The sequence below is a fragment of the Epibacterium sp. MM17-32 genome (genome assembly GCF_022348205.1).
Taxonomy (GTDB): domain Bacteria; phylum Pseudomonadota; class Alphaproteobacteria; order Rhodobacterales; family Rhodobacteraceae; genus Epibacterium.
Window position 1 is genome coordinate 18,405 of the sequence record NZ_JAKRFC010000008.1, and the last position, 15,184, is coordinate 33,588.

At 62.0% G+C, this 15,184-nt stretch carries 20 protein-coding genes; 16 read left to right on the top strand and 4 right to left on the bottom strand.

Features of this window, described 5'->3' with window-relative positions:
• The first annotated feature begins 2 nt into the window (after window positions 1-2).
• The 15 genes from rplF to MHM88_RS13705 all read left to right on the top strand — a co-directional run bounded on the left by rplF (window position 3) and on the right by MHM88_RS13705 (window position 10,512).
• On the top strand, window positions 3-536 hold the full coding sequence (gene rplF, locus MHM88_RS13635; protein ID WP_239323292.1) for a 50S ribosomal protein L6: 534 nt from the start codon (window positions 3-5) through the stop codon (window positions 534-536).
• A gap of 11 nt (window positions 537-547) precedes the next feature.
• Window positions 548-907: a 50S ribosomal protein L18 gene (rplR, locus tag MHM88_RS13640; RefSeq protein ID WP_239323291.1), complete on the top strand. Its 360-nt coding sequence runs from the start codon at window positions 548-550 to the stop codon at window positions 905-907.
• Window positions 908-1,073: 166 nt separating this feature from the next.
• Window positions 1,074-1,652 carry a 30S ribosomal protein S5 gene (rpsE, locus tag MHM88_RS13645; RefSeq protein WP_239323290.1) on the top strand — a complete coding sequence of 193 codons (579 nt, stop codon included), beginning with the start codon at window positions 1,074-1,076 and terminating at the stop codon, window positions 1,650-1,652.
• Between the two features lie 12 nt (window positions 1,653-1,664).
• Window positions 1,665-1,853: a 50S ribosomal protein L30 gene (rpmD, locus tag MHM88_RS13650; RefSeq protein ID WP_239323289.1), complete on the top strand. Its 189-nt coding sequence runs from the start codon at window positions 1,665-1,667 to the stop codon at window positions 1,851-1,853.
• A gap of 165 nt (window positions 1,854-2,018) precedes the next feature.
• Window positions 2,019-2,399 carry a hypothetical protein gene (locus MHM88_RS13655; protein WP_239323288.1) on the top strand — a complete coding sequence of 127 codons (381 nt, stop codon included), beginning with the start codon at window positions 2,019-2,021 and terminating at the stop codon, window positions 2,397-2,399.
• A gap of 265 nt (window positions 2,400-2,664) precedes the next feature.
• Entirely contained in the window at window positions 2,665-2,880 is a 216-nt protein-coding gene (locus MHM88_RS13660; RefSeq protein WP_239323287.1) for a DUF1127 domain-containing protein, read from the top strand.
• Window positions 2,881-3,737: 857 nt separating this feature from the next.
• The gene (locus MHM88_RS13665) at window positions 3,738-4,115 is read left to right on the top strand and encodes a hypothetical protein (protein WP_239366072.1); all 378 of its coding nucleotides are present in this window, start codon (window positions 3,738-3,740) and stop codon (window positions 4,113-4,115) included.
• A complete protein-coding gene (rplO, locus tag MHM88_RS13670) occupies window positions 4,112-4,582 on the top strand; it encodes a 50S ribosomal protein L15 (protein ID WP_239323285.1) in 471 nt (156 codons plus the stop codon). Before MHM88_RS13665 ends, rplO begins: the two co-directional genes overlap by 4 nt.
• A gap of 110 nt (window positions 4,583-4,692) precedes the next feature.
• On the top strand, window positions 4,693-6,057 hold the full coding sequence (gene secY, locus MHM88_RS13675) for a preprotein translocase subunit SecY (RefSeq protein WP_239323284.1): 1,365 nt from the start codon (window positions 4,693-4,695) through the stop codon (window positions 6,055-6,057).
• Window positions 6,054-6,635, top strand: a complete 582-nt coding sequence (locus tag MHM88_RS13680) for an adenylate kinase (RefSeq protein ID WP_239323283.1) — start codon at window positions 6,054-6,056, stop codon at window positions 6,633-6,635. Before secY ends, MHM88_RS13680 begins: the two co-directional genes overlap by 4 nt.
• Window positions 6,636-6,958: 323 nt before the next feature.
• Entirely contained in the window at window positions 6,959-7,327 is a 369-nt protein-coding gene (gene rpsM, locus MHM88_RS13685; protein WP_011537626.1) for a 30S ribosomal protein S13, read from the top strand.
• A 15-nt stretch (window positions 7,328-7,342) separates the two neighbouring features.
• Window positions 7,343-7,732: a 30S ribosomal protein S11 gene (gene rpsK / locus MHM88_RS13690; protein WP_239323282.1), complete on the top strand. Its 390-nt coding sequence runs from the start codon at window positions 7,343-7,345 to the stop codon at window positions 7,730-7,732.
• Window positions 7,733-7,845: 113 nt separating this feature from the next.
• Window positions 7,846-8,862, top strand: coding sequence for a DNA-directed RNA polymerase subunit alpha (locus tag MHM88_RS13695; protein ID WP_005621805.1), 1,017 nt, complete (start codon window positions 7,846-7,848; stop codon window positions 8,860-8,862).
• A gap of 183 nt (window positions 8,863-9,045) precedes the next feature.
• Window positions 9,046-9,471: a 50S ribosomal protein L17 gene (gene rplQ, locus MHM88_RS13700; protein WP_239323281.1), complete on the top strand. Its 426-nt coding sequence runs from the start codon at window positions 9,046-9,048 to the stop codon at window positions 9,469-9,471.
• 135 nt (window positions 9,472-9,606) lie between these two features.
• Window positions 9,607-10,512 (top strand): hypothetical protein, encoded by a 906-nt coding sequence (locus tag MHM88_RS13705; RefSeq protein ID WP_239323280.1) that lies wholly within the window; start codon window positions 9,607-9,609, stop codon window positions 10,510-10,512.
• A 23-nt stretch (window positions 10,513-10,535) separates the two neighbouring features.
• Here MHM88_RS13705 and MHM88_RS13710 read toward each other — a convergent pair whose 3' ends face one another.
• The 3 genes from MHM88_RS13710 to MHM88_RS13720 form a co-directional block, all read right to left on the bottom strand.
• On the bottom strand, window positions 10,536-10,874 hold the full coding sequence (locus MHM88_RS13710; RefSeq protein WP_239323279.1) for a zinc ribbon domain-containing protein YjdM: 339 nt from the start codon (window positions 10,872-10,874) through the stop codon (window positions 10,536-10,538).
• Window positions 10,875-10,882: 8 nt separating this feature from the next.
• Window positions 10,883-11,998, bottom strand: a complete 1,116-nt coding sequence (locus MHM88_RS13715; RefSeq protein WP_239366075.1) for a glycine cleavage T C-terminal barrel domain-containing protein — start codon at window positions 11,996-11,998, stop codon at window positions 10,883-10,885.
• Window positions 11,999-12,083: 85 nt separating this feature from the next.
• A complete protein-coding gene (locus tag MHM88_RS13720; protein ID WP_239323277.1) occupies window positions 12,084-12,983 on the bottom strand; it encodes an NAD(P)-dependent oxidoreductase in 900 nt (299 codons plus the stop codon).
• Window positions 12,984-13,122: 139 nt separating this feature from the next.
• On the opposite strand from MHM88_RS13720, the gene MHM88_RS13725 reads away from it, so the two are divergent.
• Window positions 13,123-13,776 carry a YitT family protein gene (locus MHM88_RS13725; protein WP_239323276.1) on the top strand — a complete coding sequence of 218 codons (654 nt, stop codon included), beginning with the start codon at window positions 13,123-13,125 and terminating at the stop codon, window positions 13,774-13,776.
• Here the strand turns inward: MHM88_RS13725 and MHM88_RS13730 are convergent.
• Complete coding sequence (locus MHM88_RS13730; RefSeq protein WP_239366078.1) at window positions 13,763-15,160, bottom strand: MATE family efflux transporter; 1,398 nt, start codon at window positions 15,158-15,160, stop codon at window positions 13,763-13,765. The two genes, MHM88_RS13725 and MHM88_RS13730, sit on opposite strands and share 14 nt — an antisense overlap.
• Window positions 15,161-15,184: the final 24 nt, after the last annotated feature.

Here is a 15,184-nt window from a genome sequence, read left to right on the forward strand (position 1 = left end):
CAATGTCTCGTATTGGTAAGAAACCGGTCGAACTGCCCAGCGGCGTCTCCGCCAGCCTGTCCGGCCAGACCATCGAAGTGAAGGGCCCGAAAGGCGCCCAGACCTTCACCGCAACCGACGACGTCACCCTGACTGTCGAGGACAACCTGGTGAAAGTTGAGCCGCGCGGCAAATCCAAGCGCGCGCGCCAGCAGTGGGGCATGTCCCGCACCATGGTTGCCAACATGGTTCACGGCGTCACCCAGGGCTTCAAGAAAGAGCTTGAGATCCAGGGTGTTGGTTACCGGGCGCAGATGCAGGGCAACACCCTGAAGCTGAACCTCGGTTACAGCCACGACGTCGATTTCACTGCTCCGGAAGGTGTCACCATCACCGCGCCGAAGCAGACCGAAGTCGTTGTGGAAGGTGCAGACGCACAAGTGGTGGGCGAAGTGGCGGCACAGATCCGCGACTGGCGTCGTCCCGAGCCCTACAAAGGCAAAGGCATCCGCTACAAGGGCGAATTCATCTTCCGCAAGGAAGGCAAGAAGAAGTAAGGACAAGCAAAATGGCAAACAGCAAACGTACCCTGTTTCTGAAGCGTCGTCTGCGCGTCCGGAACAAGCTTCGCAAGGTGAACGCAGGCCGTCTGCGTCTCTCCGTGCACCGCTCGAACAAGAACATCTCTGTTCAGCTGATCGACGACGTCAAAGGTGTGACCCTGGCCGCAGCCTCGACCCTGGAAAAGGATCTTGGTTTTGTGGGCAAGAACAACATCGAAGCGGCAACCAAAGTCGGTTCCGTGATCGCAGAGCGCGCGAAAGCCGCTGGCGTGAGCGAAGCCTACTTCGATCGTGGCGGTTTCCTGTACCACGGCAAAGTGAAGGCTCTGGCCGACGCTGCGCGTGAAGGTGGTCTGAAGATCTAAGGATCAACCGGGCGCCGCGCTGGCCGGGGCGCCCGACCGATTTTGACAGAGTGGATCACGTCAGTGGTCCCGATGATCCGGGAGCAGGTCTGTTGATCCGCTCACCAGGATTGGAACATTTGACGGGGCGGTCTGACGTCCTCGTCACATCATGAAGGAATGCCAAATGGCAGAACGTGAAAACCGCCGCGGCAACCGCCGCGACCGTGAAGAGACACCGGAATTCGCAGATCGTCTGGTCGCGATCAACCGCGTGTCCAAAACCGTTAAGGGTGGTAAGCGCTTCGGCTTCGCCGCGCTCGTCGTCGTAGGTGACCAAAAAGGTCGCGTCGGCTTCGGCAAAGGTAAAGCCAAAGAGGTGCCCGAGGCGATCCGCAAGGCAACCGAGCAAGCCAAGCGCCAGATGATCCGCGTGCCGCTGAAAGAGGGTCGTACCCTGCACCACGACATGTACGGTCGCCACGGCGCCGGCAAGGTGGTCATGCGCACCGCTCCGGAAGGTACCGGGATCATCGCAGGTGGTCCGATGCGTGCCGTGTTTGAAATGCTGGGCATCAAGGACGTGGTTTCCAAGTCCGTTGGCTCTCAGAACCCTTACAACATGATCCGCGCCACCATCGACGGTCTGAAGAAAGAGCAGAGCCCCCGCGCTGTTGCTCAGCGTCGTGGCAAGAAAGTTGCGGACATCCTGCCCAAGCGGGACGAGGCTCCGGCCGAGTCCAGCCAAGTGGCTGAAGAAGCGTAAGGAACCTGATCCATGGCTAAAACCATCGTCGTGAAACAGATCGGCTCTCCGATCCGTCGCCCCGCCGACCAGCGCGCAACCCTGATCGGTCTGGGCCTGAACAAGATGCACAAGACCCGCGAGCTGGAGGACACCCCCTCCGTGCGCGGCATGATCAACAAGATCCCGCATCTGGTGGAAATCGTCGAAGAGCGCGGCTAAGCCTCTTTCGACCTTCCCAATAGAAGCGCCCTCGGAGTGATCCGGGGGCGTTTTTTATTGGCGGGGGTGGTGGCACAGAAAAAACGTCGGTGGGGCGAATAGAAACCGTCGCCGGGGTGTTCTCCTTGTACCTGCACCCACGCAGGCATTTGACTGGAGAATGACATGATCCGCTTTGCCGCCCTCACCACCTGTTTTGCCCTCACCGCTGCCACCAGCGCCATTGCCGGCGACCACAGCGCCGCAGCCGTGCAGACCTCTGACGCCGGCTACCTGACCGATGCGCATGGGATGACGCTCTATTCCTTCGACAAGGATGCCGACGGCCAATCCAACTGCTATGGCGGTTGCGCCCAGAAATGGCCGCCGCTGGTGGTCGAGGCAGGCACCGACCTGCCCGAGGGGGCCTCGCTGGTGTCCCGCACGGATGGAAGCCAGCAGGTCGCCTTTGACGGCAAGCCGCTGTACCTCTGGGTCAATGACACGGCCCCGGGACAGACCAGCGGCGACGGTGTCGGCGGCGCCTGGCATATCGTGAAGCCGTAAGACGCGGCTGATCCCGGCGCCTTCGCATGCCTGCGGAGGCGCTTTTTTGGGCAGTCCAAAAGGTGTGGCGCGGATTTGTGCAAAACATGTGAAATTCGCGTTAACGACAACTGCGCTTACTATGCATCTGCGGCATAGCGGGTGTTCCGAACCGTCAGTTGTTAGCGCCAACGCCCTGCCTTATCTTCGCAAGTGTCAAAGGAATTGAACAGAGACACCAAGAGCCGCGGAAACCCGTCCCGGCTAGAGATAAGGAAAGACCACTATGGCACACGCACTGAACAGCACCGTTGCAACCCCCTCCGTCGTCGCCCGTCTGCGCGGCCTGGCAGAGAACGCCCGCACCAGCTGGGATCTCTACAAGGAGTACAAGCGGACCTACGAGGAGCTGGATGCGCTGACCGACCGCGACCTGGCCGACATCGGCATCCGCCGCTGCGACATCGCGGATCTGGCCCGGACCCACGTTTACGGCGCCTGAAGACATTCCCATACAGCGGCCGCGCCCTTCCTCCTCCCTCGGGGTGCATGCCGGCTGAACAGAACGCCTCCACATCGTGGGGGCGTTTTTGTTGCGCGCCCGGCGCGCGCCCTGGTGAGGGGATCTTTGGGCGGATAGGGCATTGTGTTCGGCGAGTTGCGCAACTCGCGGGCCGGTGTGGCAAGCCGGACCCAACCTGGAACTGGGCTTTGGGGGTGACGCCCCGGAGCGCGAGGTCAGATATCTGGTCTTCTTGGAGGGTGACGCCTCCGATCCTCTTCCGACCCGGCGGCGCCGCCTTTCTCAACAACCGCGCCAGCGACACAGACACGACACATATCGATCCCATGCGCCGGTGGCGGTGCATCCGGGATCTACATCCGTGGCCGCGAGGGGGCACGGTCCACTCAGCCTGCCTGAGAGGGCTATGCCATATCTCGCACCCGACGCAGCCTGATTGCCCTGTTTTGTCCGACTGTGGCCGCAGGCTGCATGAGCGATGACATCAGCGGCTCTGATCAAATCGGGAATGTGCCGGAGGGGCGTACAGCACTGATGCGCGCGATTGAACCCGGACGCACCACGAGTTCAGAGGTGATTGCTCGCTACGGGAAGCCGGTGGCCAAAAACCCGCAGGGTGGGCGAAACATGCAGGCGAATTTCTCCAGCTATTCTGGCACGTCGGGGTATAGCGCGGTGCAGTATAACGCCGATACTGGCGTGATCTACCGTGTAGAAAACTACCGTTTCGATACGGAGGCGCAGCGATATGTGTTGGAGGCGCGCAAGGGCAGCTCTGGCGCGGGGCGCTCCGCCACGTCAGGCACGCCCCCTGTGGCAAGCGCACCCAAGATGCCATGGCCCCCAGAGAGATCATCGAGCCGGGTCAGACGCGTGCGTTTCCGGTGCAGCTCGGGTGCCATGACGATCATGCCTGGGGCTATGAGTTGGGGCGCCTTCTGGGCGAGGTCTCGGTGACGGGTGGGACGGTCAATGTGGGGTCCGGTGCCAAAGAGACGGTCACCATCTCCAGCGCGTTGAAGAAATCGCCCCTCGGCACCGCGCCCGGCTGGGGCCGCGCGGCGGGATCGGGCGAGGCCGCTCTTGATCCTGCGGGGTATCCCGTCTATACGCCCCCGGTGGCATCCCGCGCCACAGAATCAAAACCAAGAAATGCCGTGTCTGGCCCCATACGCTTCAGGGGGCCACTTCCGGCTTTAGGAGAAGCGATATGAAACTCAACGAACTGCGCGACAACCCAGGTGCAGCCCCGAAACGGACCCGCGTTGGCCGTGGTCCGGGCTCCGGCAAAGGTAAAATGGGTGGCCGCGGTATCAAAGGTCAGAAGTCCCGTTCCGGTGTGGCGATCAACGGCTACGAAGGTGGCCAGATGCCGCTCTACCAGCGTCTGCCCAAGCGTGGCTTCAACAAGCCCAACGCCAAGAAATACGCTGTTGTGAACCTCGGCCTGATCCAGAAATTCATCGACGCAGGCAAGCTCGACGCCGCTTCCGTGACCGAGGACAGCCTGGTGGCATCCGGTGTCGTGCGCCGCAAGCTGGACGGCATTCGCGTGCTGGCCAAGGGTGAATTCACCGCGAAGGCGACCATCGCCGTGACCGGTGCATCCAAAGCTGCCGTCGAGGCAGTTTCCAAGGCAGGCGGCGCCCTGACCGTGGCATCCGAGGCCGCAGCTGAGTAACGGCTTGTGAGCGGCGCGCAAGCCGCTTACATAAGTCATCAGTTTTCCTATACGCCGTCCGAGCCGGAAAACGGTTCCGGGCGGCGTTTTCGCAAGAAGAGACCTATTTCATGGTATCAGCAGCAGAACAAATGGCGGCGAACACCAGCTGGGCCGCGCTCGGCAAGGCCACTGATCTGCGCAACCGCATCCTGTTCACGATCGGACTTTTGATTGTCTATCGTCTGGGCACCTGGATTCCCGTGCCGGGAATCGACACCGATGCATTGCGCCAGTTCATGGATTCAGCGGGGCAGGGCATTGGCGGCATGGTGTCGATGTTCACCGGCGGCGCGCTTGGGCGCATGGGCATCTTTGCCCTCGGGATCATGCCCTATATTTCGGCCTCCATTATCGTGCAGTTGCTGACCTCCATGGTGCCCGCGCTCGAACAGCTGAAAAAAGAGGGCGAGCAGGGCCGCAAGAAGATCAACCAGTACACCCGCTACGGCACCGTGCTGCTGGCCACCGCGCAGTCCTACGGTCTGGCCGCCTCGCTTGAGGCCGGCGACCTGGCGCTCGATCCCGGGCTCTACTTCCGTCTGGCCTGCATGATCACCCTGGTGGGCGGCACCATGTTCCTGATGTGGCTGGGTGAGCAGATCACCAACCGCGGCATCGGCAACGGCATCTCCCTGATCATCTTCGTCGGCATCATCGCCGAGGTTCCCGCCGCGATGGCACAGTTCTTCGCCTCCGGTCGCTCCGGTGCGATCTCGCCGGCGGTCATCATCGCGGTGATCGTGATGGTGGTGGCTGTCATCATGTTCGTGGTGTTCATGGAGCGCGCCCTGCGCAAGATCCACATCCAGTACCCGCGCCGTCAGGTGGGCATGAAGGTCTATGACGGGGGCTCCTCGCACCTGCCGGTCAAGGTCAACCCGGCGGGCGTGATCCCGGCGATCTTTGCCTCCTCGCTGCTGCTCTTGCCGACCACGATCTCCACCTTCAGCCAGGGCTCTGCCACCAGCCCGGTGATGAGCTGGCTCCTGGCGAACTTCGGTCCCGGTCAGCCGCTCTATCTGCTGTTCTTTACCGCGATGATCGTGTTCTTTGCCTATTTCTACACCTTCAACGTCTCCTTCAAACCGGATGACGTGGCGCAGAACCTGAAGAACCAGAACGGCTTTGTGCCCGGCATCCGTCCCGGCAAGAAGACTGCGGAATACATCGAATATGTGGTGAACCGCATCCTCGTTCTGGGCTCCGGCTACCTGGCTCTTGTCTGTCTGCTGCCAGAGGTCCTGCGCGCCAACTTTGCCATTCCGGTGTATTTTGGCGGCACCTCGGTGCTGATTGTGGTCTCCGTGACCATGGACACCATCCAGCAGGTTCAGAGCCATCTCCTCGCGCATCAATACGAAGGCCTCATCGAGAAGAGCCAGCTGCGCGGGCGCAACAAGAAACGCACCAAACGGGGGCCCGCACGTCGATGACCAATATCATTCTCCTGGGCCCGCCGGGCGCCGGCAAGGGTACGCAGGCCAGCCATCTGGTCGAAAGCCGCAACATGACCCAACTGTCCACCGGTGACATGCTGCGCGCGGCACAGTCCTCCGGCACGGAAATGGGCAAGAAGGTCGCGGCGATCATGGCCGAAGGCAAGCTGGTCACCGACCAGATCGTGATCGGCCTGATCCGCGAACGCCTGCAGGAAGGGTCCAAGGGCGGCTTCATCTTCGACGGCTTCCCGCGCACGCTGGCGCAGGCGGATGCGCTGGAGAAACTGCTGGCGGACATGGATCTGAAACTCGACGCGGTGATCGAGATGCAGGTCGATGACGAGGTGCTGGTCAAGCGCATCGTCAACCGCGCCGAGGAAGCCCGCGCTGCAGGCAAGGAAGCGCGCGCGGACGACAACGAGGAATCGGTCCGTATTCGCCTGATGGAATACTACAAGAAGACCTCGCCGCTGATCGGCTACTACTGGGCCAAGGGCAATCTGCAACGGCTGGACGGCATGGCCTCCATCGACGAGGTGCAGAAATCCATCGCCTGGATCCTGGGCGATTGATCCCCGCATCCAGCACGGAACGTTCTGACAACAGGCCGCCCCCCCCCGGGCGGCCTGTTTTGTAATCGGGCAGGGGGCAGGTCGCGGCAGAATATCGCGAAGCCCGCAGCCTGCCGCGCCGGATGCTGGTTTGAGGGTTGACCCATCCGCCAATTCCAAATACGAACCGACATCCCTGCTGGGAATCATTCCAGGCGGGCAATTTGCGTTGTCCACCTGACCACCTCGAGACATGCTGGACCCTCTGGCCTCACTGCCACGGTCAAGTGTTGTGAAAAAAGGTTCTGGAGTTACGGAACCGCAACCAAAAAGGAAAGTGACACGTGGCACGTATTGCCGGCGTTAACATCCCGACTGCCAAACGGGTTCCGATCGCCCTGACCTATATCACGGGTATCGGTCCTGCCTCCGCCAAAGCCATCTGCGAGGCCGTGAACATCGACGCAACCCGTCGTGTGAACGAACTCTCCGACGCAGAAGTTCTGGCCATCCGCGAGCACATCGACGCGACCTACACCGTCGAAGGTGACCTGCGTCGTGAAGTGCAGATGAACATCAAGCGCCTGATGGACCTGGGCTGCTACCGTGGCCTGCGCCACCGTCGCAACCTGCCGGTTCGTGGTCAGCGCACCCACACCAACGCTCGTACTCGCAAAGGCCCCGCAAAGGCCATTGCCGGTAAGAAGAAGTAAGGGAGGGTCTGACCAATGGCACGTGATAAAACCCGCGTTAAACGCAAGGAACGCAAGAACATCGCCTCCGGTGTTGCGCATGTGAATTCCTCGTTCAACAACACCAAGATCCTGATCTCCGACGTTCAGGGCAATGCGATCTCCTGGTCCTCCGCTGGCACCATGGGCTTCAAGGGCTCCCGTAAGTCCACGCCCTATGCTGCGCAGATGGCTGCCGAGGACGCAGGCCGCAAGGCACAGGATCACGGCGTAAAGACGCTTGAGGTCGAAGTTCAGGGCCCCGGTTCGGGTCGTGAATCCGCCCTGCGCGCGCTGGCCGCGATCGGCTTCAACATCACCAACATCCGTGATGTGACCCCGATCGCCCACAACGGCTGCCGCCCGCCGAAGCGCCGCCGCGTCTAAGCGACACCCAGAAAAACAGGGGCCTTGCCGCGCGCAGGGCCCCCGTTCGTCATTAGAAACCTCGGGCGTCTGATCCTTTGGACATGGGGACCAGACAGGAATGGAGGGAACGCATGATCCATAAGAATTGGGCAGAATTGATCAAGCCCACGCAGCTTGAGGTGAAACCGGGCAATGATCCGGCACGTCAGGCAACGCTTGTGGCGGAACCGCTGGAGCGTGGCTTTGGTCTGACGCTCGGCAACGCACTGCGCCGCATCCTGATGAGCTCGCTGCAAGGCGCCGCCATCACATCCGTTCAGATCGACAACGTGCTGCACGAGTTTTCCTCCGTGGCCGGTGTTCGTGAAGACGTCACAGACATCATCCTGAACCTCAAGCAGGTGTCCCTGCGCATGGAAGTCGAAGGGCCCAAGCGCCTGTCGATCAATGCCAAGGGTCCGGCCGTCGTCACCGCAGGCGACATTGCCGAAACCGCTGGCATCGAGGTTCTGAACCGCGAGCACGTCATCTGCCACCTCGACGATGGTGCGGATCTGTTCATGGAGCTGACCGTCAACACCGGCAAAGGCTATGTCTCTGCCGACAAGAACAAGCCCGAGGACGCACCGATCGGTCTGATCCCGATCGACGCAATCTATTCCCCGGTCAAGAAGGTCTCCTACGACGTTCAGCCCACCCGTGAGGGCCAGGTGCTGGATTATGACAAGCTGACCCTCAAGGTTGACACCGACGGCTCCATCACGCCCGAGGACGCGCTGGCGTTTGCGGCCCGCATCCTGCAGGACCAGCTGTCGATCTTCGTGAACTTCGACGAGCCGGAATCCGCAGGCCGTCAGGACGAGGACGATGGTCTCGAGTTCAACCCGCTTCTGTTGAAGAAAGTGGACGAACTGGAACTGTCCGTACGTTCGGCAAACTGCCTCAAGAACGACAACATCGTCTATATCGGCGATCTGATCCAGAAAACCGAAGCCGAGATGCTCCGCACCCCGAACTTCGGCCGCAAGTCCTTGAACGAGATCAAGGAAGTGCTGTCTGGCATGGGTCTGCACCTCGGTATGGACGTCGAGGACTGGCCGCCGGACAACATCGAAGAGCTGGCCAAGAAATTCGAAGACAGCTTCTAAGCTGGACTTTCGATCCGGAGGGGGCTAAGGCCCCCTTCAAAATTCCCGGACCTGCCGGGGAATGAAGGCGAGAAAGGCTCCGGTGGAGCGTTTCGACCCTGAATGGGCCTTCCGCCCCAAGGTGAGCAGCCGACACGCATCAGCTGCCTGACAAAGCAAAACGCAAGTTAAAGGATATAGAAAATGCGTCACGCACGTGGTTATCGCCGCCTGAACCGTACTCACGAGCACCGTAAGGCCCTGTTCTCCAACATGGCTGGCTCGCTGATCGAACACGAACAGATCAAGACCACCCTTCCGAAAGCAAAGGAACTGCGTCCGATCATCGAAAAGATGATCACGCTGGCAAAGCGCGGCGACCTGCACGCCCGCCGTCAGGCCGCGTCCAAGCTGAAACAGGAAAAGGACGTCGCGAAACTGTTCGAAGTCCTGGGCCCGCGCTACAAGGATCGTCAGGGCGGTTACGTCCGCATCCTGAAAGCCGGTTTCCGTTACGGTGACATGGCACCGATGGCGATCATCGAATTCGTCGACCGCGACCTCAACGCCAAAGGCGCAGCCGACAAGGCCCGCCTGGCGGAGCTGGAAGCCGTCGAAGACGAAGAATAAGATCTCGCGGTCATCTGACCGACGGACTTTCCCCCGCTCTGGCAACAGGGCGGGGTTTTTCTTTGGGCTGCAGGCAAAACTGCGGCATACTCGCGGGCATTCACGTGTTGAGAGTTTGCCAGTGGGAGTTGTGTCATGCCCAAAGGGTTGGACAAGATAGAAGGTGATTTCAAAAAGCTGTTGCCCAAGCTGAAGCCATTGACCAAGGCGGATGCGCTGAAGCAGCTCAAATCCATTACCCTTGCGCTCAATACATGCTGGGATCGGGAGGACGACCTGCGCGCCGCACTCGCCGCCGCCCGCGAGAACGGCCACGCCGGCAAATCGGTGTCCGAGCTCGACAAGGACCGCGGCTTCAAATCCGCGCGGGTGCTGTGGGAAAAGGCAGTGGCGGCGCAGAAGAAAGAGCTGACCGCGCTGGCGCAGATGACCGTCGCCGCCAAGTCTGCGCAAAAGGACATCGACAGCCTCGCCAAGCTGACGGAAAAGGAGGCCAAGGCCGCCGCCAAGGGCTCTGCCGACAAGAAGGCCGCGGAGGCGCTGGCGGCGCGGCTGGGAGCGGCCGGAAAAGAGCTGGCCTCGGTGGTCAAATGTGAGGGCAAGCTGAAGCCAGCCGAAAAGTTCTATGCGCTTCAGTACAAGAAGATCCTCGACAAGATGATCAAGGACGCAGGCAAGGAGGCCACCGCGGAGGCCGATCTGCCCAAGCTGCTGGACGCGGCCCAACTGAAGCGCAACGGCGCCCGGATCAAGAAGCTGCTCGGCGAGATCCTTGCCGCGCACAAGAAAGGCAGCGCCCTCGCAGAAACCGATGCGCGGGGGGCCGAAGGCCAACTGAAGACCGGCGCCCGAAAACTGAAAGACCTGAAAAAACTGGTCGGAGATTATCAGAAGGCGCGCAAGAAATGCGTCAAGGACATCAAGGCGGCGGACAACAGCAAGACGCTGACCGATCTCCTCGACGGTTTTGACAAATCTCTGAAGCTTGCAGACCTCAAGATCCGGGAGCTGGCCAGCACGGTGGAAAAATCGACCGCCTGACGCCCCGGCCTATGCGATCCGCATCAGTCCGCCGCCTTTTTCACAAACTGGCTCTTGAGGCCCATCTGGCCGATGCCCGGCACCTTGCAATCAATGTCGTGGTCGCCGTCAACAAGACGGATGCCGCGCACCTTGGTGCCGACTTTGACGACACTCGATGATCCCTTGACCTTGAGGTCCTTGATCACCGTCACCGTGTCGCCGTCGGTCAGGATGTTGCCGACGCTGTCGCGCACCACGGCGGCGTCCTCTTCGGCGGTGGCGGACCATTCGTGGCCGCATTCCGGGCAGACCAGCAGCGCGTCCATCTCGTAGGTGTAGACGGAGGCACAGGCGGGGCAGGGGGGCAGGGTCTCAGGCATCAGCGGGCTCACTTGACAAAGGGGATGGGGTGCAGGGCGGCTGCATGGTGCCGCCCCTCAAGGCGCAGGTGCAGCCCGTCGGCGGCCTCGGCGAGATCCGCGCGGATCAGCGCATGGGCGATGGTGGTGCCGAGGCGGGGAGAGTAGGCAAATTCGGTCACATGGCCCACCTGCGCGTCGCCCTGCCACAGTGGCACCGGGTTGCCCGGCAGGGGCGGCGTGTCGGCGATGGTCAGACCAACCCGCTGGCGCGCGGGCGGTTCCGCCGCCAGGCGCGACAGGGCGGCGCGGCCGACAAAGTCATGCCCGCTGTCGAGGTCGATCAGCGGACCAAATCCCATCTCGAACGGCGTGGCGCGCGTGTCCTGCCAGCGCATGTCAGCGCCATAGGAAATGAGGCCGCTCTCCAGCCGTTCGATGTCGTTGGGGGCGCCGGGGCCGATGTCAAAGGGCGCGCCCGCCGCCTTGACCCGATCCCAGAGATCCAGCCCACGGCTGCGGTCTTGCAGGTAGAGTTCAAATCCGCCCTGTTTGGACCAGCCCGAGCGCGCCAGCACCAGCGGAATGCCGTCTAGCTCCGTCTGGCGGAAGCCGAAATAGCGCAGCTCGCGCACCCAGTCGCCGAACAAGGCGGCGGTGACATCGGCGGCCTTTGGCCCCTGGATTGCCAGCGGCGAGACATCGGGCTCGCTGACCTCCACCGCCCAGCCGCGCTCGCGCCCGATGGCGGCGGCCCAGAGGTGGATGTCGCTGTCGGCCACCGACAGCCAATAGCGATCCTCCGAGAGCTTCAGCAGCACCGGGTCATTGATCAGCCAGCCGGCATGATCGCACAGGGGCACATAGCGCCCCTGACCGACCCTGGTCTTGGACAGGTCGCGCGGTGTCAGATATTGCGCCAGCCGTCCGGCGTCCGGTCCATGCAACTCCACCTGCCGCTGTGCTGCCACGTCCCACATGGCGACACCATTGATGAGCCGGTCGTATTCGCCCGCCGGATCGCCGAAATTGCCAGGGATATACATGTGATTGTAGACCGAAAACCCGCGCACCCCGTCGCGCACGGTGGCGTCGAAATAGGCGGATTTCCGGATGTTGGGTCCGATCGCGATCGAAAACGTCATGGGCACTCCCCGGGCATGGCACATCATCTGTGTCCTGCATTCCACCCGGGCAGCGCAAGCGCAAGGGGATTTGCCGCGTCCCGGCTCAGACCTCGCGCGGGTCGTCCAGATACATGCGCCAATTGTGCTGCGGATCAAAGCCCAGCATCCGCTCCGCCTTGCGGATCGAATAGAAGGTCTCGCGCGCGCCCATCTCCCGGGCCGGGACACCCTCGTAATAATGGGTGATGATCTCCGAGGTGGAGAGGTTCACGGAATGATCGCGATTGGCGACGTTGAAAATCTGATACCCCAGCCCGTCCGCCTCGAGGCATTTCTGCACCATATGGCCCAGATCCCGGGCGTCGATATAGGCAAAGATATTGCGCCGCCGCATGTCCGGGTCGGCCATATAGGCGGGGAAGTTCGCCTTGTACTCATGCGGCTCGATCACATTGTTGATGCGCAGCCCGTAGATGTCGGCGCCGGTGCGGCGTTGAAAGCTCTGCGCGGCGTGCTCGTTGGCCACTTTGGACATGGCATAGGCGTCCTCGGGCACCACCGGGTGATCCTCGTCGATGGGCAGATACTCCGGCAGGCGCTCCCCGCCCGCAAAACAGATCCCGTAGGTGGTTTCCGAGGAGGCAAAGATCACCTTGTGCACGCCAGCCTTGAGCGCGGCGTCGATCACATTGTAGGTGCCCACCGTATTGATCCGGTAGCACTCGTTGTCCGAGGTCATCAGCAGGCGCGGCACGGCGGCAAAATGCACCACCGCGTCAAAGCGCGGCGGGCTGCGGTGGCTTTCCATCTCGTCATATCCGGCCCAGGCGTGCATCACGTCATGCATCTGGCCGGCATCGGTCATATCAGCGATGCGGTTGTCGACCCCCGGCAGGTCGAGCGGCTTGAGATCCACATTGACCACCCGATGCCCCTGCGCCAGCAGATAGGCGATGGCGTGACGTCCGGCCTTGCCGGAGCCGCCGGTGAACAGAATGCGCATTGTGAGCCTCCTCATTATCCTTGCGGGGGAGGATAGTGGTGATCCGGGCAAGGTCCAGTCGAAGATGTAGACATCTCGACCGTTGTTTTCTGCAATGCAGCGGCCTATCACGGAGGCACCCCATCACCGAGGATCCACCATGCGCAGCGCCGCCCCAAAGCCCCTGTTGACCGCCTTCGACCTGCAAGGTCTGGTTTTTGGCGTGGTGATGTGTTCGCTCGGCGTGGTGTTCCTCAAGGCCGCCGGGCTGGTGACCGGGCAGACCGCGGGCATCGCGCTGCTGCTCTCTTATGTGTTGCCGCTGGGGTTCGGGCCGCTGTTCTTTGCCATCGGCGTGCCGTTCCTGATCCTCGCCTGGACGAGACGCGGCGCGGTTTTTGCCCTGCGCACGGTGATGGTGGTCCTGGGGATCTCCGCCGGGGCGCAGATCCTGCCGCACTACCTGAGCTTTGATGCGCTGCACATCGGCGTTGCGGCGCTCTTGGGTGGGGCGTGCAGCGGGGCCGGGCTGATCGCGATCTTTCGCCACAATGCCTCTGCCGGTGGCATGACCATCCTCGGCATCATCATCGAGCACCGCACCGGGTTCAAGGCCGGCTGGTTCCAACTGGGCGTCGACGCCTGTGTCTTTGCCGCCTCGGCGCTGGTGCTGTCACCTGAACAGCTGATCTATTCCTTTATCGGCGCGATGATCACGAACCTCTGCATCGTGTGGAATTTCGACGTCGCCCAAAGCGGCACCGGGCGCCCCGGCTATGGGCGCGCCACGCCGAAAGAGCCTAGCGCCGACTGAAGGCAAGGATGATCTGGCGCGCCTGACGCTGGAACAGGCCGGGGCCTTTGGGAGCGCCACCTGTGGCCTCAACCTCGGCAATCACGCGCCGCGCAAGCCAGATCGCAAAAACGCCAAAGATCACACCGCCCACCGCCTGACCGATCAATGCGCCGGATGCGCCATAAAGATGCGCGCCGAGCCACACCAGCGGGATGGTCCCGATGGTATTGCGCCCCCAGTTCAGCCAGGTGGAGTTGAACGGGCGGCCAAGGTTGTTGAAGCTGGCATTGGCCACAAAGATCGCTCCGTTGAAGAAGAACGCCAGCGCAAGCGGGCCGCAAAACAGATAGATCAGCGTGAGCGCGGTGCCGTCGGCGTCAAATAGGGCTGCAACATGCGTGCGCATGGCAAACAGGATCGCCGTCATCACCGCCACAAAGAGGCCGGTGAACAGGAGCGCATCCCAGAACGCGCGCCGCACACGGGCAAAATTCCCCGCGCCGTAGTTCTGTCCGACAATTGGCCCCACGGCACCCGACAGCGCAAAGATGGTGCCAAAGGCCAGCGGCGACATCCGGGCGATAATCGCCATGCCCGCCACCGCATCCTCGCCAAACTCCGCCATGGCGCGAGTGACAAAGGCCTGTCCGACCGGCGTGGCCAGCTGCGTGAGAATCGCCGGAAAGGAAATCGCAAAGATCGGCGCAAGCCCGGCAATGAACAGCGACAGCGGCGGGCGCTCCAACCCGCCGTGGTGGCGAAAGATCGGCCCCAAGGCAAAGACCGCAACCGCCACGCGCGAGGCCGCACTGGCCAGGGCCGCGCCGGTCAGTTCCAGATTGAGGCCAAAGATCAGGATCGGGTCCAAGATCGCATTGACCAGCCCCCCGGCAATGGTGGCCATCATGGCGCGGCGCGCATCGCCATGGGCGCGCAGGATTGCCCCTCCCGCCATCCCCATCAACAGCAGCGGCAAGGTCGGCACGATGATTTGCAGATAGTCCACCGCCAGATCATGCGCCCGTCCGCTGGCCCCAAGGAGCGTGACCAGCGGCGAGAGGTATATCCAGATCACCACGGCAAAGAGAGCCGAGAAAACCCCGCCCCATATCAAGGCGTTAGAGGCCTGCTGCCGCGCCAGGACATGATCGCCTGCGCCCAGGGCCCGCGCGACCAACGCACCTGCCGCAATGGCAATCCCGATGTTGAATGAGGTGGTGAAAAACAGGATCGCACCGGCATAGCCCACGGCCGCCGCCAGCTCTTCTTTGCCGAGCATGGCGATAAAGACCATGTCGATGAAATCCACCGCAAACACCGCCATCAACCCCACCGAGGAGGTGAGTGACATCACCGTGATATGGCGCAGCAAATTGCCCTTGAGAAACTTGGCCTGTTGCATGTGCGGATCTCCGTCATCCTGGTC